We start from the raw sequence: 16,554 nt of genomic DNA on the forward strand, positions 1-16,554 counted from the left end.
GACCGCCCGGTGGCCGCGTACCACCCTCCCCGTGGTGCTGCTGTCCGCCCTGGCCCTCAACGCGTGCGCCGGCGAGCCGGCCCTCGGCTATGCGGACGGCTACGCCTTCGGCCGGGACGAGGGCCCCCGCGGCCATCTGGGCGGCGCCGACGCGTCCGACACGGGGGCCGCCGCGTCCGAGTGCGGGGAGCACGCGGAGACCGACGGTGTGAAGACGAACGACCTCTGGACGGCCGGCTGCGTGGACGGCGCGCTGGGCCTCCCCGAGGCGCCGCCACCGGACTAGGCCCTGTCCTGTTCGTCCTCGATCGCCGGACGGGCTCAGATTGAGCCCGTCCGGCGATTGAGGACAAGCGCGGCCCACGAGCCTTGGCGCCTGGCGGGAACTGGAGCCCGTGAGCGCCGCGGGGCCTCACCGACACCGGTGAGGCCCCGCGCCGTATGCCCGTACGTACGGGCTACCGCACGAAGACGCCCGCCTGGCTCGCCAGATCCAGGAAGTACTGCGGCGCGACGCCCAGCACCAGCGTGACGGCGACGCCCACCCCGATCGTGGTCATCGTCAGCGGCGAGGGCACGGCGACCGTGGGGCCGTCCGCCTTCGGCTCGCTGAAGAACATCAGCACGATGACCCGGATGTAGAAGAACGCGGCGATGGCCGACGAGATCACACCGACCACGACCAGCGCCCCGGCGCCCCCGTCCGCCGCCGCCTTGAATACGGCGAACTTGCCGGAGAAGCCCGAGGTCAGCGGGATGCCGGCGAAGGCCAGCAGGAAGACCGCGAAGACCGCGGCCACCAGTGGCGAACGTCTGCCGAGCCCCGCCCACTTGGACAGATGGGTCGCCTCGCCGCCCGCGTCGCGCACCAGCGTGACGACGGCGAACGCGCCGACCGTCACGAACGAGTACGCCGCCAGGTAGAAGAGGACGGAGGAGATGCCCTCGTCCGACATCGCGATGACACCGGCCAGGATGAAGCCCGCGTGCGCGATCGACGAGTACGCCAGGAGGCGCTTGATGTCGGTCTGGGTGATGGCGACGATCGCACCGAACAGCATGGTGAGGATCGCGACGCCGAACATCACCGGCCGCCAGTCCCAGCGCAGGCCCGGCAGGACCACGTACAGCAGCCGCAGCAGCGCGCCGAACGCCGCCACCTTCGTCGCGGCGGCCATGAAGCCGGTGACCGGCGTGGGCGCCCCTTGGTAGACGTCCGGGGTCCACATGTGGAACGGCACCGCGCCGACCTTGAACAGCAGGCCCATGAGGATCATCGCGCCGCCGATGAGCAGCAGCGCGTCGTTGCCCATGGTGTCCGCGAGGACCGGGTCCACCGTGCCGACCGTGCCGTCCACGACGGCGGCGATGCGCGCGTACGACACCGAGCCCGCGTAGCCGTACAGCAGCGCGACACCGAACAGCAGGAACGCCGACGAGAAGGCGCCCAGCAGGAAGTACTTCACCGCGGCCTCCTGCGACATCAGCCGCTTGCGGCGGGCCAGCGCGCACAGGAGGTAGAGCGGGAGGGAGAAGACCTCCAGCGCGATGAACAGCGTCAGCAGGTCGTTGGCGGCCGGGAAGACCAGCATGCCGGCGACCGCGAACAGCGCGATCGGGAAGACCTCGGTGGTGGTGAACCCGGCCTTGACGGCCGCCTTCTCGCTGTCGCTGCCGGGCACCGAGGCGCCCTGGGCGGCGAAGGAGTCGATCCGGTTGCCGTGGCTCGCCGGGTCGAGCCTGCGCTCGGCGAAGGTGAACACCGCGACGATCGCCGTCAGCAGGATGACGCCCTGGAGGAACAGCGCGGGGCCGTCCACGGCGATCGCGCCCATGGCGGCGAGATGCGCCTTGGTGCTGCCGTATCCGCCCGCCGCGAGGGCGACCACCGCGGCGAACGCGGCGGCCAGGGCGACGACCGAGAGAAAGAGCTGCGCGTAGTACCGCCCCTTCCTCGGGACGAACGCCTCAAGGAGGATCCCGACGACCGCGGCGCCCAGCACGATCAGCACGGGAGCCAGTTGCGCGTATTCGATCTTGGGGGCCGGGATCTTGTCGATCCCCTGGGCCGCCGTCGTTGTCCACAGGCTGTGGACACCTGTCGCACTCACGGGGCTGCCTCCACCTCGGGCTTGGGGTCGGACTTCTGTACGTCACTCATGGTGTGCTCCACCGCCGGATTCACGATGTCGGTCAGCGGCTTCGGGTAGACGCCCAGGAAGAGCAGGAGCGCGATCAGCGGGGTGACGACCGCCAGCTCCCGCAGCTTCAGGTCCGGCATGCCGCGGACCGACTCGTTCACCGGTCCGGTCATCGTGCGCTGGTAGAGGACCAGGACGTACAGCGCGGCGAGCACGATACCGACGGTCGCGATGATGCCGATCACCGGATATCGGCTGAACGTGCCGACCAGGACGAGGAACTCACTCACGAACGGGGCGAGCCCCGGCAGCGAGAGCGTCGCCAGACCGCCGATCAGGAACGTGCCGGCCAGGACCGGCGCGACCTTCTGCACCCCGCCGTAGTCCGAGATGAGCCGCGAACCGCGCCGCGAGATCAGGAAGCCGGCGACCAGCAGCAGCGCGGCCGTCGAGATTCCGTGGTTGATCATGTAGAGCGTCGCGCCCGACTGGCCCTGGCTGGTCATCGCGAAGATGCCCATGATGATGAAGCCGAAGTGCGAGATCGACGCGTAGGCGATGAGCCGCTTGATGTCGCGCTGGCCGACCGCGAGCAGCGCGCCGTAGACGATGCTGATCAGCGCCAGCACCAGCACCACGGGGGTCGCCCACTTGGACGCCTCCGGGAAGAGCTGGAGACAGAAGCGCAGCATCGCGAACGTGCCGACCTTGTCGACCACCGCGGTGATCAGGACGGCGACGGGCGCGGTGGCCTCGCCCATGGCGTTGGGCAGCCAGGTGTGCACCGGCCACAGCGGCGCCTTGATGGCGAAGGCGACGAAGAAGCCCAGGAAGAGCCACCTCTCCATGCCCGTCGACATGTCCAGCGTGCCGTTGGCACGGGCCTCGGCGATCTCGGCCAGCGAGAAGGTCCCCGCCTGTGTGAACAGACCGATGACGGCGGCGAGCATGATCAGGCCGCCGGCCAGGTTGTAGAGGAGGAACTTCACGGCCGCGTACGACCGCTGGGTGGCGCCGGCCTCGTCGCCGCCCGCGTGGGCCCGGTCCCCGAAGCCGCCGATGAGGAAGTACACCGGGATGAGCATGGCTTCGAACAGGATGTAGAAGAGGAAGACGTCGGTGGCCTCGAAGGAGAGGATCACCATCGCCTCGACCATCAGGATCAGGGCGAAGAAGCCCTGCGTCGGCCGCCAGCGGGAGCTTTTCGTCTCGACGGGGTCGGCGTCGTGCCAGCCCGCGAGGATGACGAAGGGGATCAGCAGGGCGGTGAGCGCCATGAGCGCCACACCGATGCCGTCCACGCCGAGTTCGTATCGGACCCCGAAGTCGGAGATCCAGGCGTGGGACTCGGTGAGTTGGTAGCGGTCGCCACCGGGCTCGAAGCGCACCAGCGCGATCGCCGCCAGTACGAGCGTGGCGAGCGAGAAGGCCAGCGCGATCCACTTGGCCGCCGTGCGCCGGGCGGCCGGGACGGCCGCCGTGACGATCGCGCCGATCGCCGGGACGGCCGCCGTCGCCGTCAGAAGGGGGAACGACATTTGATTACACCGCCCTCATCAGCAGGGTCGCGGCGATGAGCACTGCCGTACCTCCGAACATCGAGACCGCGTAGGAGCGGGCGTAGCCGTTCTGCAGCTTGCGCAGCCGGCCGGAGAGCCCGCCGAACGACGCCGCCGTGCCGTTGACGACACCGTCGACCAGGGTGTGGTCGACGTATACGAGGGAGCGGGTGAGGTGCTCGCCGCCGCGGACCAGGACCACATGGTTGAAGTCGTCCTGGAGGAGATCGCGGCGGGCGGCGCGGGTGACCAGCGAGCCGCGCGGCGCGACGCTGGGCACCGGCTTGCGGCCGTACTGGAGATACGCGACGCCGACACCGATGAGCAGCACCACGACCGTGCAGGTGGTGACGGCCGCCGCGCTGATCGGCGGGTGGCCGTGCTCGAACTGGGTGACCGGCTCCAGCCACTTCACGAACGACTCGTTGAGCGAGAACAGACCGCCCGCGAAGACCGAGCCGAAGGCGAGGACGATCATCGGGATCGTCATCGACTTGGGCGACTCGTGCGGCTTCGGCTCGTTGCCTTCCGCGTCCGGCTGCCAGCGCTTCTCACCGAAGAACGTCATCAGCATCACGCGCGTCATGTAGTACGCCGTGAGGGCCGCGCCCAGCAGGGTGACGGCGCCGAGGATCCAGCCCTCGGTGCCTCCCTTGGCGAACGCCGCCTCGATGATCTTGTCCTTCGACCAGAAGCCGGAGAGACCCGGGAAGCCGATGATCGCCAGATAGCCGAGGCCGAAGGTGACGAAGGTGACGGGCATGTACGTGCGCAAGCCCCCGTACTTGCGCATGTCGACCTCGTCGTTCATGCCGTGCATGACCGAGCCGGCGCCGAGGAACAGCCCCGCCTTGAAGAAGCCGTGCGTCACCAGGTGCATGATCGCGAAGACGTAGCCGATGGGGCCGAGGCCCGCGGCCAGGATCATGTAGCCGATCTGCGACATCGTCGAGCCCGCGAGGGCCTTCTTGATGTCGTCCTTCGCGCAACCGACGATCGCACCGAACAGGAGCGTGACCGCTCCGACGATCACGACCACCAGTTGGGCGTCCGGCGAGGCGTTGAAGATCGCGCCGGACCGGGTGATCAGATACACGCCCGCCGTCACCATCGTCGCCGCGTGGATCAGGGCCGAGACCGGGGTCGGGCCCTCCATCGCGTCGCCGAGCCAGGACTGGAGCGGCACCTGCGCCGACTTGCCGCAGGCGGCCAGCAGCAGCATGAGGCCGATGCCGGTGATCGTGCCGCCGCTCGCCTCACCGGTGGACTCCAGGACCGGCCCGAAGGCGAACGTACCGAAGGTGGTGAACATCAGCATGATCGCGATCGACAGACCCATGTCGCCGACGCGGTTGACCAGGAACGCCTTCTTGGCAGCCGTCGCCGCGCTGGGCTTGTGCTGCCAGAAACCGATGAGCAGGTACGACGCGAGGCCGACGCCCTCCCAGCCGAAGTACAGCAGGAGGTAGTTGTCCGCGAGGACGAGCAGCAGCATCGCGGCGAGGAACAGGTTCAGATAGCCGAAGAAGCGGCGGCGCCGCTCGTCGTGCTCCATGTACCCGATGGAGTAGATATGGATCAGGGTGCCGACGCCGGTGATCAGCAGGACGAACGTCATCGACAGTTGGTCGAGCTGGAAGGCGACGTCCGCCTGGAAGCTCTCGACGGGAATCCAACTGAACAGATGCTGGTGCAGGGCGCGGTCCTCGCCGCTCCTGCCCAGCATGTCCGCGAAGAGCACCACGCCGATCACGAAGGAGGCAGCCGCCAGCAGCGTGCCGAGGATATGGCCCACCCGGTCGAGGCGTCGCCCGCCGCACAGCAGAAGACCTGCTCCGAGCAGGGGCGCCGCGATGAGCAGCGCAATCAGATTCTCCACGATTCAGCGACCCCTCAGAGCTTCATCAGGCTGGCGTCGTCGACCGAGGCCGAGTGGCGCGAACGGAACACCGACACGATGATCGCCAGCCCGACGACGACTTCCGCGGCGGCGACGACCATCGTGAAGAAGGCGATGATCTGGCCGTCCAGATTGCCGTGCATCCGGGAGAAGGCGACGAACGCCAGGTTGCACGCGTTGAGCATCAGCTCGACGCACATGAAGACGACGATCGCGTTGCGCCGGATCAGCACTCCGGCCGCACCGATGGTGAACAACAGGGCGGCGAGATAGAGGTAGTTGACCGGATTCATTTGGTGACACCCTCCTCGCGGTCCTGTCGGTCCCGGCGCTCCTCGCGGCCAAGACGCTCCGTCGAACGCTGCTCCAGCGCCTTCAGATCGGCGATGGCCTCACCGGACACGTCCCGGATCTGGCCGCGGTCCTTGAGCGTCTTGCTGACCGTCAGCTCCGAGGCGGAGCCGTCGGGCAGCAGACCGGCGATGTCCACCGCGTTGTGCCGGGCGTAGACGCCGGGCGCGGGCAGCGGCGGCAGTTGCTTGCTGCGGATGCGCTGCTCGGACATCTCGCGCTGGGTCAGGGCCCGTTCGGTGCGCTCGCGGTGCGTGAGCACCATCGCGCCGACCGAGGCTGTGATCAGCAGGGCGCCGGTGATCTCGAAGGCGAACACGTACTTGGTGAAGATCAGGGCGGCCAGGCCCTCGACGTTGCCCCCGGCGTTGGCGACGCCGAGGCCGGTGAAGGTCGTCAGTGACGCGTTGCCGATGCCGGCGATCAGCAGGATGCCGAAGCCGAGCCCGCAGGCGGCGGCCCACCAGCGCTGGCCCTTGATCGTCTCCGTGAGGGAGTCGGCGGCGGTGACGCCGACGAGCATGACCACGAAGAGGAACAGCATCATGATCGCGCCGGTGTAGACGACGATCTGCACGATGCCAAGGAAATACGCCCCGTTGGCCAGGTAGAAGACCGCCAGGACGATCATGGTCCCGGCGAGACAGAGCGCGCTGTGCACGGCCCGCCTCATCAAGATGGTGCCGAGCGCGCCGAGCACGGCGACGGTGCCGAGAATCCAGAACTGGACGGCCTCGCCGGTCGAGGTGAGGGAAGCGGCGAGCGTGTTCATCCGCCGATCACCTTCTTCGACGCCGGTTCGTTCTCGCCGAAGTCGGAGGCGCCTTCCTGCGGGACCTCGCCCTTGGTGAAGGCCACCTGCTTGACCGTGCCGGGAGCGGCTTCGGTCACCAGGCCCCGGTAGTAGTCCTGTTCGTCCGTGCCGGGGAAGATCGAATGCGGGGACTCGACCATGCCCTCCTCGAGCCCGGCGAGCAACTGCTCCTTGGTGTAGATCAGGCTCTCGCGCGAACTGTCGGCCAGCTCGAACTCGTTGGTCATCGTCAGCGCGCGCGTGGGGCACGCCTCGATGCACAGTCCGCACAGGATGCAGCGGGCGTAGTTGATCTGGTAGACGCGGCCGTAACGCTCACCCGGGGAGTAGCGCTCCTCCTCGGTGTTGTCCGCGCCTTCCACATAGATCGCGTCCGCCGGGCAGGCCCAGGCGCACAGCTCGCAGCCGATGCACTTCTCCAGGCCGTCCGGATGACGGTTGAGCTGATGGCGGCCGTGGAAGCGCGGCGCCGTCACCTTCTCCGTCTCCGGATACTGCTCGGTCAGCCGCTTCTTGAACATGGCCTTGAAGGTCACGCCGAAGCCGGCGACCGGATTCAGCCGGCGCTCGCCGGGGTCGTCCCCCTTCGAACCTTTGGAAGTGTTGTCAGGCACCGTCAGCCTCCTTTCCGTCACTCGGGTCACTCTCAGTATTGACTCCGCCACTGACAACCAGTTCGCGCTCACCGCGTGAGCGCCGGCGCGGTACGGGCGGCAGGGTCTGCCCCGGCAGCGGAGGCACCGGGAAGCCACCGGCCATCGGATCGAACGGGGGCGGTGGTGGTTCGGCCGCCGCCGCTGCCTTCTCCTTCTTGTCCCGGAAGATGTCGGCGACGAAGGAGAGCAGCAGGATCGCGATGACGGCCCCGGCGACGTACAGGACGATGTCCTGGAAGTCGTAGTTCTCGTTCCGCAGGGCGCGCACCGTGGCCACCAGCATCAGCCAGACGACCGAGACCGGGATCAGGACCTTCCAGCCGAGCTTCATCAACTGGTCGTAGCGCACGCGCGGCAGCGTGCCGCGCAGCCAGATGAAGAAGAACAGCAGCAGTTGGACCTTGATGATGAACCAGAGCATCGGCCACCAGCCGTGGTTCGCACCCTCCCAGAACGTGGAGATGGGGTACGGGGCCCGCCAGCCGCCCAGGAAGAGCGTGGCGGACACGGCGGAGACGGTGACCATGTTGACGTACTCGGCCAGCATGAACAGCGCGAACTTGATCGACGAGTACTCGGTGTTGAAGCCGCCGACCAGGTCGCCCTCGGACTCGGGCATGTCGAACGGCGCGCGGTTGGTCTCGCCGACCATCGTCACGATGTAGATGATGAAGGAGACCGGCAGCAGGATGATGTACCACCGGTCGGCCTGCGCCTCGACGATCGCCGAGGTCGACATCGTCCCGGAGTAGAGGAACACCGAGGCGAAGGCGGCGCCCATGGCGATCTCGTACGAGATCATCTGCGCGCACGAGCGCAGTCCGCCGAGCAGCGGGTACGTCGATCCGGACGACCAGCCGGCCAGGACGATGCCGTAGATACCGACCGAGGCGACCGCGAGGATGTAGAGCATCGCGATCGGCAGGTCGGTGAGCTGCATCGTCGTACGGTGGCCGAAGATCGAGACTTCGTTGCCCGCCGGGCCGAAGGGGATCACGGCGATCGCCATGAAGGCGGGCACCGCCGCGATGACCGGCGCCAGGACGTAGACGAACTTGTCGGCCCGCTTGACGACGATGTCTTCCTTGAGCATCAGCTTGATGCCGTCGGCGAGCGACTGGAGCATGCCCCAGGGGCCGTGCCGGTTGGGCCCGATGCGCAACTGCATCCAGGCGACGACCTTGCGCTCCCAGACGATGGCGACCAGCACGGTCACCATCAGGAACGCGAAGCAGAAGACGGCCTTGAGGGCCACCAGCCACCACGGGTCGGTGCCGAACATCGAAAGGTCCTCGGCGGCGAGGACGCTCTGCGCGGGGGCCGCGCCGAGTCGGTCGAGGGCGGTCATGCGCGCACCTCCGGTGCGTCAGGCTCCGTCGCGTCGGCCGCGTCGGCCGCGTCCGTCGCGTCGGCCGGTGCCTCGGCGGGGCCGATCCGCACCAGCGTGCCGGGCCGCGACCCGGTGTCGGCGAGGACTCCGCCGCCCGTCGAGTTCAGCGGCAGCCAGACGACGTTGTCGGGCATCTCCGTAATGCTGAGCGGGAGTTCGACGGTGCCCGCGGGGCCGGTGACGGCCAGGACGTCGCCGTCCTTCACGCCCGTCTCGGCCGCCGTGGTGGCGGAGAGCCGGGCGAGCGCCGCGTGGCGGGTGCCCGCCAGGGCCTCGTCACCGTCCTGGAGCCGGCCCTGGTCGAGCAGCAGCCGGTGACCGGCGAGCACCGCCTCGCCCGCGCCCGGCCGGGGCAGCGGACGCGACGACTCGACGGGCGGTTCGGCGCGCGGGCCGTCCCAGTTGCCGAGCCGGTCCATCTCGGTGCGTACGGCCCTGAGGTTCGGCAGCGCGAAGGGGATGTCCATGGCGTCGGCGAGCATGTGCAGCACCCGCGCGTCGTCCGTGGCCAGCCTGCGTGTCATCTGCTCGGGCTTGAGCGCCGCGTCGAACAGCCGTGCCCTGCCTTCCCAGTTGAGGAAGGTGCCGGCCTTCTCGGCGACGGCGGCGACCGGGAAGACGACGTCGGCGTGGTCGGTGACCTCGCTGGGCCGCAGTTCCAGCGACACCAGGAAGCCGACGGCCGCGAGCGCTTCACGCGCGCGTACCGGGTCCGGCAGGTCGGCGACCTCGACACCCGCGACGAGAAGTGCGCCGAGTTCGCCGGTCGCGGCGGCCTCGACGATCTGGCCGGTGTCCCGCCCGTGGCGGTGCGGCAGTTCACGTACGCGCCAGACCTCGGCGGTCTCCTCACGGGCCCGCGGGTCCGTGGCGGGACGGCCGCCGGGCAGCAGTGTCGGCAGCGCGCCGGCCTCGATCGCCCCGCGCTCACCGGCCCTGCGCGGCACCCAGACGAGCTTGGCGCCGGTCGCGGTGGCGGCCCTGGCGGCGGCGGTGAGCCCGCCGGGGACGGCCGCGAGCCGTTCGCCGACGACGATCACCGCGCCGCTCTCGCGCAGGGCCTCGGCGGCGCGGGTGCCCGCGCCTTCGAGGCCGGTGTGCGAGGCGAGCGCGTCGAGCCATTCGGTCTCGGTGCCGGGCGCGGCGGGCAGCAGCGTGCCGCCCGCCTTCGTCAGACCGGGGGTGGCGTGGGTGGCGAGGGAGAAGCTGCGCTGCCCGTGCTTGCGGTGGGCCTTGCGCATCCTCAGGAAGACGCCGGGCGCCTCCTCCTCGGACTCGAACCCGACGAGCAGGACGGCCGGGGCCTTCTCCAGCGTCGTGTTGGTGATCCCCTTGCCGTCCAGGTCGATGCCGTGACCGGCGACATGGGCGGCCAGGAACTCGGCCTCCTCGGCGCTGTGTACGCGCGCGCGGAAGTCGATGTCGTTCGTGTCGAGCGCGACCCGGGCGAACTTGGCGTACGCGTAGGAGTCCTCGACCGTCAGCCGGCCGCCGGCCAGGACGCCGGACCGGCCGCGCGCGGCGGCGAGACCGTTCGCGGCGGCCTCGAGCGCCTCGGGCCAGCTCGCCGGTGCCAGCTCACCGTCCGCGCCCCGTACGAGCGGCGTGGTGATGCGGTCGGGCCGCTGGGCGTAGCGGAAGCCGAACCGCCCCTTGTCGCAGATCCACTCCTCGTTGACCTCGGGATCGTCGGCGGCCATGCGCCGCATGACCTTGCCGCGCCGGTGGTCGGTGCGGGTGGCGCAGCCGCCCGCGCAGTGCTCGCACACACTCGGCGAGGAGACCAGGTCGAACGGGCGGGAGCGGAAGCGGTACGCCGCCGAGGTCAGCGCGCCGACCGGGCAGATCTGGATGGTGTTGCCGGAGAAGTACGACTCGAAGGGGTCGCCCACACCGATGCCGACCTGCTGGAGCGCGCCGCGCTCCAGGAACTCGATCACCGGGTCGCCCGCGACCTGGTTGGAGAAGCGGGTGCAGCGCGCGCACAGCACGCACCGCTCACGGTCGAGCAGCACCTGGGTGGAGATCGGTACGGGCTTCTCGAAGGTCCGCTTCTTGCCCTCGAACCGGGTGTCGGCCTGGCCGGTGCTCATGGCCTGGTTCTGGAGCGGACACTCGCCGCCCTTGTCGCAGACCGGGCAGTCCAGCGGGTGGTTGATGAGCAGCAGCTCCATCACACCGCGCTGGGCCTTGCCGGCGACCGGCGAGGTGACCTGCGACTTGACGACCATGCCGTCGGTGCAGGTGATGGTGCAGGAGGCCATCGGCTTGCGCTGGCCCTCCACCTCGACGATGCACTGCCGGCAGGCGCCGACCGGGTCGAGGAGCGGGTGGTCGCAGAAGCGGGGGATCTCGATGCCGAGGAGTTCGGCGGCGCGGATCACCAAGGTCCCCTTGGGGACCGAGATCTCGATGCCGTCGATCGTCAGCGAGACGAGATCTTCGGGCGGGACCGCCGCCTCGCCGCCGCCGGAGGGGGCAGACGTGGTGACTGTCATGCGTTCACCTCCAGGTGCGCGTGTCGGTCGGCCCACAGGGTGGACTTCGCCGGGTCGAAGGGGCAGCCCTTGCCGCTGATGTGCTGCTCGTACTCCTCGCGGAAGTACTTGAGCGAGGAGAAGATCGGCGCGGCGGCACCGTCGCCGAGGGCGCAGAACGACTTGCCGTTGATGTTGTCGGCGATGTCGTTGAGCTTGTCGAGGTCGGAGGGCACGCCCTTGCCTGCCTCGATGTCGCGCAGCAACTGCACGAGCCAGTAGGTGCCTTCACGGCACGGGGTGCACTTGCCGCAGGACTCGTGTGCGTAGAACTCGGTCCAGCGCGTGACGGCGCGCACCACACAGGTGGTCTCGTCGAAGCACTGGAGCGCCTTGGTGCCGAGCATGGAACCGGCGGCGCCCACACCCTCGTAGTCGAGGGGCACGTCCAGATGCTCGTCGGTGAACATCGGGGTGGAGGAGCCCCCCGGTGTCCAGAACTTGAGCCGGTGGCCCTCGCGCATACCGCCGCCCATGTCGAGCAGTTGGCGCAGGGTGATGCCGAGCGGGGCCTCGTACTGGCCGGGGCTGGTGACATGGCCGCTGAGCGAGTAGAGCGTGAAGCCCGCGGACTTCTCGGTGCCCATCGACTTGAACCAGTCCTTGCCGCGGTTGAGGATCGCGGGAACCGAGGCGATGGATTCGACGTTGTTCACCACAGTGGGGCACGCGTAGAGACCCGCGACCGCCGGGAACGGCGGGCGCAGCCGGGGCTGTCCACGCCGTCCCTCCAGCGAGTCCAGCAGCGCGGTCTCCTCGCCGCAGATGTACGCGCCGGCCCCCGCGTGCACGGTGATGTCGAGGTCGATCCCGCTGCCGAGGATGTCCTTGCCGAGGTAGCCCGCCTCGTACGCCTCACGTACCGCCTCGTGGAGCCTGCGCAGTACGGGCACGACCTCGCCGCGCAGATAGATGAAGGCGTGCTGCGAGCGGATCGCGTAGCAGGCGATGATCATTCCCTCGATGAGGGAGTGCGGATTGGCGAAGAGAAGGGGGATGTCCTTGCAGGTGCCGGGCTCCGACTCGTCGGCGTTGACGACGAGATAGTGCGGTTTGCCGTCGCCCTGCGGAATGAACTGCCACTTCATGCCGGTGGGGAAGCCCGCGCCGCCCCTGCCGCGCAGACCGGAGTCCTTCACGTACGCGATGAGGTCGTCGGGCGTCATGGCGAGTGCCTTGCGCAGGCCCTCGTACCCCTCGTGCCGCCGGTAGGTCTCCAGCGTCCACGCGTCGGGCTCGTCCCAGAACGCGGACAGGACCGGGGAGAGAAGCTTCTCCGGGGCGGTGTCGCTCATCTCGGGTGCTGTGGTCATCACTTCCCCTCCTCGGCTACCGGGCCCGTGGGGTTCGCGGGGTCGGACGGCGCGGTCTTCTGCGGCGCGTCGTGCGAGCTGAGGTGCTCGGCACCGGGCTGGGGCGGGGTGTCCCGCGGGCCCGCGTCACCGCGCGGGTGCGGCGTACGGGCCGAGGCGATCTCGCCCTTGGCGAGTCGCAGACCGATCAGCGAGGCGGGGCCCGCGCCACCGGTGGCGTCGACGGCGCCGGGGCGCTCGTCGGGGAAGCCCGCGAGGATGCGCGCGGTCTCCTTGTACGTGCACAGGGGCGCGCCGCGCGTCGGGGTGACCTGTTCGCCGGCCCGCAGATCGTCCACGAGCCGCTTCGCCGACTCGACGGTCTGGTTGTCGAAGAACTCCCAGTTGACCATCACCACCGGCGCGAAGTCGCAGGCCGCGTTGCACTCGATGTGCTCCAGCGTGACCTTGCCGTCCTCGGTGGTCTCGTTGTTGCCGACGCCCAGGTGCTGCTTCAGCTCGTCGAAGATGGCGTCTCCGCCCATCACCGCGCACAGCGTGTTGGTGCAGACGCCGACCTGGTAGTCGCCGGACGGCTTGCGCCGGTACATCGAGTAGAACGTGGAGACCGCGGTCACCTCGGCGGTGGTCAGCCCCAGCATCTCGGCGCAGAACCGGACGCCGGTACGGGTGACGTACCCCTCCTCGGACTGCGTGAGGTGCAGCAGCGGCAGCAGCGCGGAGCGGCTGTCGGGGTAGCGGGCGATCACTTCCTTCGCGTCCGTCTCCAGGCGGGCGCGCACATCGGCCGGGTAGTCGGGGGCGGGGAGTTGGGGCATTCCGAGGCTGACCTCGGAATTCGGTGTGGTGGTCACCGGTCGACGCCTCCCATCACGGGGTCGATGGACGCGACGGCGACGATGACGTCGGCGACCTGGCCGCCCTCACACATGGCCGCCATGGACTGGAGATTGGTGAAGGACGGGTCGCGGAAGTGGACCCGGTAGGGGCGCGTGCCCCCGTCGGAGACGACATGCACGCCGAGTTCGCCCTTGGGCGACTCGACGGCGGCGTACGCCTGCCCCGGCGGGACCCGGAAGCCCTCCGTCACCAGCTTGAAGTGATGGATCAGAGCCTCCATGGACGTGCCCATGATGTTCTTGATGTGGTCGAGCGAGTTGCCGAGTCCGTCCGGGCCGAGCGCGAGCTGCGCGGGCCAGGCGATCTTCTTGTCGCCGACCATCACCGGGCCCGGCTCCAGGCGGTCCAGGCACTGCTCGACGATCCGCAGCGACTGGCGCATCTCTTCCAGCCGGATGAGGAAGCGCCCGTACGCGTCGCAGGTCTCGGCGGTCGGGATGTCGAATTCGTACGTCTCGTAGCCGCAGTACGGGTCGGTCTTGCGCAGGTCGTGCGGCAGCCCGGCCGAGCGCAGGATCGGTCCCGTGGCGCCGAGCGCCATACAGCCGGCCAGATCGAGATAGCCGACGTTCTGCATACGGGCCTTGAAGATCGGGTTGCCGGTGGCGAGCGCGTCGTACTCCGGCAGGTTCTTGCGCAGGGTCTTCAGCAGCTCGCGCAGATGGTCGACGGCGCCCGGGGGAAGGTCCTGGGCGAGGCCGCCGGGCCGGATGTACGCGTGGTTCATCCGCAGACCGGTGATCAACTCGTAGGCGTCGAGAATCAGTTCACGATCGCGGAAGCCGTAGATCATGATCGTGGTCGCGCCGAGCTCCATACCGCCGGTGGCGATGCAGACCAGATGCGAGGAGAGCCGGTTCAGCTCCATCAGCAGGACGCGGATGACATTCGCCCGGTCCGGGATGTCGTCCTCGATGCCCAGCAGCGTCTCCACGGCCCGGCAGTACGCCGTCTCGTTGAAGAACGATGTCAGGTAGTCCATGCGCGTGACGAAGGTGGTGCCCTGCGTCCAGTTGCGGAATTCGAGGTTCTTCTCGATACCGGTGTGCAGATAGCCGATGCCGCAGCGGGCCTCGGTGACGGTCTCGCCCTCGATCTCCAGGATCAGCCGGAGCACACCGTGCGTCGACGGGTGCTGGGGACCCATGTTGACGATGATGCGCTCGTCGTCCGACTTGGCCGCGGTCTCGACGACCTCGTCCCAGTCACCACCGGTGACGGTGTAGACGGTGCCCTCGGTGGTGGCACGGGGAGTTGCGTGTGGGGTGGTCATGAGTACGACCTCCGCTGGTCCGGAGCCGGGATCTGGGCGCCCTTGTACTCGACGGCGATACCGCCGAGGGGATAGTCCTTGCGCTGCGGGAAGCCCTGCCAGTCGTCCGGCATCATGATCCGGGTGAGGGCGGGGTGGCCGTCGAAGATCAGGCCGAAGAAGTCGTACGTCTCGCGCTCGTGCCAGTCGTTGGTCGGATAGATCTCGACCAGGGACGGCACATGCGGGTCGCTGTCCGGTGCGGACACCTCGACGCGGATCAGCCGGCCGTGCGTCAGTGAGCGCAGGTGGTAGACGGCGTGCAGCTCGCGGCCCTTGTCGCCCAGGAAGTGGACCCCGGACACACCCGTACACAGCTCGAAGCGCAGGGCCGGGTCGTCGCGCAGCGTCCTGGCCACCTGGACCAGATGCTCGCGGGCCACATGGAAGGTCAGTTCGCCGCGGTCGACGACCGTCTTCTCGATGGCGTTCGACGGGAGCAGTCCCTGCTCCTCCAGAGCGCCTTCGAGTTCGTCGGCGATCTCGTCGAAGACACCGTCGCGACCGCCGTACGGGCGGCTGGAGGCACCCGGCAGGCTGACGGTCCTGACGAGACCGCCGTAGCCGCTGGTGTCACCGCCACCGCTGTCGGTGCCGAACATGCCCTTGCGTACGCCGATGACCTCGGCGGCCTGACCGGGCGCGGCCGGAGCGTTGTCCCCGACCGGCTGATCGCTCTCCGGTGAACTCCCGGATCGCTGCTCGTCACTCACCGAAGCAGCCCCTTCATCTCGATCGTCGGCAGCGCCTTCAACGCCGCCTCCTCCGCCTCTCGGGCGGCCTCCTCCGCGTTGACCCCGAGCTTGGAGCTCTGGATCTTCTGGTGGAGCTTGAGGATGGCGTCCATCAGCATTTCCGGACGCGGCGGGCAGCCCGGCAGATAGATGTCGACAGGGACGACGTGGTCGACGCCCTGGACAATCGCGTAGTTGTTGAACATCCCGCCCGACGACGCGCAAACCCCCATGGAGATGACCCACTTGGGATTCGGCATCTGGTCGTAGACCTGCCGCAGGACGGGGGCCATCTTCTGGCTCACCCGTCCCGCCACGATCATCAGGTCCGCCTGGCGCGGCGAACCGCGGAAGACCTCCATGCCGAACCGGGCCAGGTCGTACCGGCCCGCGCCCGTCGTCATCATCTCGATGGCGCAGCAGGCCAGGCCGAAGGTCGCCGGGAACACGGACGACTTCCGCACCCAGCCCGCGGCCTGTTCGACAGTGGTCAGCAGAAAACCGCTCGGCAGCTTCTCTTCGAGTCCCATTGGTCGCCCCTCCGCGCCTTTAGTCCCATTCCAGACCGCCGCGCCGCCACACATACGCGTAGGCGACGAAGACGGTGAGCACGAAGAGCAGCATCTCCACGAGCCCGAAAAGCCCCAGCGCGTCGAAGGTGACGGCCCAGGGGTAAAGGAAGACGATCTCGATGTCGAAAATGATGAAGAGCATCGCCGTCAGGTAGTACTTGATGGGAAAGCGGCCACCTCCGGCCGGCGTGGGAGTGGGCTCGATGCCGCACTCGTACGCTTCGAGTTTTGCCCGGTTGTACCTTTTCGGGCCGATAAGCGTGGCCGCCACCACGGAGAAGATCGCAAACGCGGCACCGAGAGCGCCGAGCACGAGGATTGGCGCGTAGGCATTCACGCTCCTCGCTCCTTCCAGTCGTCCCTGACCGTTGGTCC

General features: G+C 68.8%; 15 protein-coding genes. 1 reads left to right on the plus strand and 14 read right to left on the minus strand.

The features are described from left to right. Window positions 1-34 precede the first annotated feature (34 nt). Window positions 35-286 (plus strand): hypothetical protein, encoded by a 252-nt coding sequence (locus tag OG329_RS15990; RefSeq protein ID WP_405795808.1) that lies wholly within the window; start codon window positions 35-37, stop codon window positions 284-286. 172 nt (window positions 287-458) lie between these two features. Here OG329_RS15990 and nuoN read toward each other — a convergent pair whose 3' ends face one another. The 14 genes from nuoN to OG329_RS16060 are packed head-to-tail and all read right to left on the minus strand — an operon-like array spanning window position 459 to window position 16,516. After that, on the minus strand, window positions 459-2,111 hold the full coding sequence (gene nuoN / locus OG329_RS15995) for an NADH-quinone oxidoreductase subunit NuoN (RefSeq protein WP_405795810.1): 1,653 nt from the start codon (window positions 2,109-2,111) through the stop codon (window positions 459-461). Continuing rightward, complete coding sequence (locus OG329_RS16000; RefSeq protein ID WP_405795811.1) at window positions 2,108-3,679, minus strand: NADH-quinone oxidoreductase subunit M; 1,572 nt, start codon at window positions 3,677-3,679, stop codon at window positions 2,108-2,110. The genes nuoN and OG329_RS16000 overlap by 4 nt, the downstream gene beginning before the upstream one ends. Window positions 3,680-3,683: 4 nt before the next feature. Further along, window positions 3,684-5,579 carry an NADH-quinone oxidoreductase subunit L gene (gene nuoL / locus OG329_RS16005; RefSeq protein WP_405795812.1) on the minus strand — a complete coding sequence of 632 codons (1,896 nt, stop codon included), beginning with the start codon at window positions 5,577-5,579 and terminating at the stop codon, window positions 3,684-3,686. 14 nt (window positions 5,580-5,593) lie between these two features. Beyond that, window positions 5,594-5,893 (minus strand): NADH-quinone oxidoreductase subunit NuoK, encoded by a 300-nt coding sequence (gene nuoK / locus OG329_RS16010; protein ID WP_023539425.1) that lies wholly within the window; start codon window positions 5,891-5,893, stop codon window positions 5,594-5,596. Then, on the minus strand, window positions 5,890-6,723 hold the full coding sequence (locus OG329_RS16015) for an NADH-quinone oxidoreductase subunit J (RefSeq protein WP_405795814.1): 834 nt from the start codon (window positions 6,721-6,723) through the stop codon (window positions 5,890-5,892). The genes nuoK and OG329_RS16015 overlap by 4 nt, the downstream gene beginning before the upstream one ends. Beyond that, window positions 6,720-7,379: an NADH-quinone oxidoreductase subunit NuoI gene (gene nuoI, locus OG329_RS16020; protein WP_405795815.1), complete on the minus strand. Its 660-nt coding sequence runs from the start codon at window positions 7,377-7,379 to the stop codon at window positions 6,720-6,722. Before nuoI ends, OG329_RS16015 begins: the two co-directional genes overlap by 4 nt. After that, entirely contained in the window at window positions 7,372-8,769 is a 1,398-nt protein-coding gene (nuoH, locus tag OG329_RS16025; RefSeq protein WP_405795816.1) for an NADH-quinone oxidoreductase subunit NuoH, read from the minus strand. Before nuoH ends, nuoI begins: the two co-directional genes overlap by 8 nt. Then, window positions 8,766-11,309, minus strand: coding sequence for an NADH-quinone oxidoreductase subunit G (locus OG329_RS16030; protein WP_405795817.1), 2,544 nt, complete (start codon window positions 11,307-11,309; stop codon window positions 8,766-8,768). The genes nuoH and OG329_RS16030 overlap by 4 nt, the downstream gene beginning before the upstream one ends. Further along, window positions 11,306-12,661 (minus strand): NADH-quinone oxidoreductase subunit NuoF, encoded by a 1,356-nt coding sequence (nuoF, locus tag OG329_RS16035; RefSeq protein ID WP_405795819.1) that lies wholly within the window; start codon window positions 12,659-12,661, stop codon window positions 11,306-11,308. Before nuoF ends, OG329_RS16030 begins: the two co-directional genes overlap by 4 nt. Beyond that, entirely contained in the window at window positions 12,661-13,479 is an 819-nt protein-coding gene (gene nuoE, locus OG329_RS16040; RefSeq protein ID WP_405801863.1) for an NADH-quinone oxidoreductase subunit NuoE, read from the minus strand. The genes nuoF and nuoE overlap by 1 nt, the downstream gene beginning before the upstream one ends. 32 nt (window positions 13,480-13,511) lie before the next feature. After that, window positions 13,512-14,834 carry an NADH-quinone oxidoreductase subunit D gene (locus OG329_RS16045; RefSeq protein ID WP_405795821.1) on the minus strand — a complete coding sequence of 441 codons (1,323 nt, stop codon included), beginning with the start codon at window positions 14,832-14,834 and terminating at the stop codon, window positions 13,512-13,514. Further along, window positions 14,831-15,586 carry an NADH-quinone oxidoreductase subunit C gene (locus OG329_RS16050; RefSeq protein ID WP_405795822.1) on the minus strand — a complete coding sequence of 252 codons (756 nt, stop codon included), beginning with the start codon at window positions 15,584-15,586 and terminating at the stop codon, window positions 14,831-14,833. The genes OG329_RS16045 and OG329_RS16050 overlap by 4 nt, the downstream gene beginning before the upstream one ends. Next, entirely contained in the window at window positions 15,583-16,137 is a 555-nt protein-coding gene (locus OG329_RS16055; RefSeq protein WP_006133126.1) for an NADH-quinone oxidoreductase subunit B family protein, read from the minus strand. Before OG329_RS16055 ends, OG329_RS16050 begins: the two co-directional genes overlap by 4 nt. 19 nt (window positions 16,138-16,156) lie before the next feature. Continuing rightward, window positions 16,157-16,516 carry an NADH-quinone oxidoreductase subunit A gene (locus OG329_RS16060; protein WP_078075627.1) on the minus strand — a complete coding sequence of 120 codons (360 nt, stop codon included), beginning with the start codon at window positions 16,514-16,516 and terminating at the stop codon, window positions 16,157-16,159. Between the last annotated feature and the right edge of the window lie 38 nt (window positions 16,517-16,554).

Source organism: Streptomyces sp. NBC_01506, assembly GCF_045040295.1.
In the GTDB taxonomy this organism is placed as follows: domain Bacteria; phylum Actinomycetota; class Actinomycetes; order Streptomycetales; family Streptomycetaceae; genus Streptomyces.

Bases quoted from the DNA above. Each gene is read 5' to 3' on its own strand.
- OG329_RS16000 (WP_405795811.1), bottom strand. From the start codon at position 3,679: ATGTCGTTCCCCCTTCTGACGGCGACGGCGGCCGTCCCGGCGATCGGC.
- nuoK (WP_023539425.1), bottom strand. From the start codon at position 5,893: ATGAATCCGGTCAACTACCTCTATCTCGCCGCCCTGTTGTTCACCATC.
- OG329_RS16015 (WP_405795814.1), bottom strand. From the start codon at position 6,723: ATGAACACGCTCGCCGCTTCCCTCACCTCGACCGGCGAGGCCGTCCAG.
- nuoH (WP_405795816.1), bottom strand. From the start codon at position 8,769: ATGACCGCCCTCGACCGACTCGGCGCGGCCCCCGCGCAGAGCGTCCTC.
- OG329_RS16030 (WP_405795817.1), bottom strand. From the start codon at position 11,309: ATGACAGTCACCACGTCTGCCCCCTCCGGCGGCGGCGAGGCGGCGGTC.
- nuoF (WP_405795819.1), bottom strand. From the start codon at position 12,661: ATGACCACAGCACCCGAGATGAGCGACACCGCCCCGGAGAAGCTTCTC.
- nuoE (WP_405801863.1), bottom strand. From the start codon at position 13,479: ATGCCCCAACTCCCCGCCCCCGACTACCCGGCCGATGTGCGCGCCCGC.
- OG329_RS16045 (WP_405795821.1), bottom strand. From the start codon at position 14,834: ATGACCACCCCACACGCAACTCCCCGTGCCACCACCGAGGGCACCGTC.
- OG329_RS16055 (WP_006133126.1), bottom strand. From the start codon at position 16,137: ATGGGACTCGAAGAGAAGCTGCCGAGCGGTTTTCTGCTGACCACTGTC.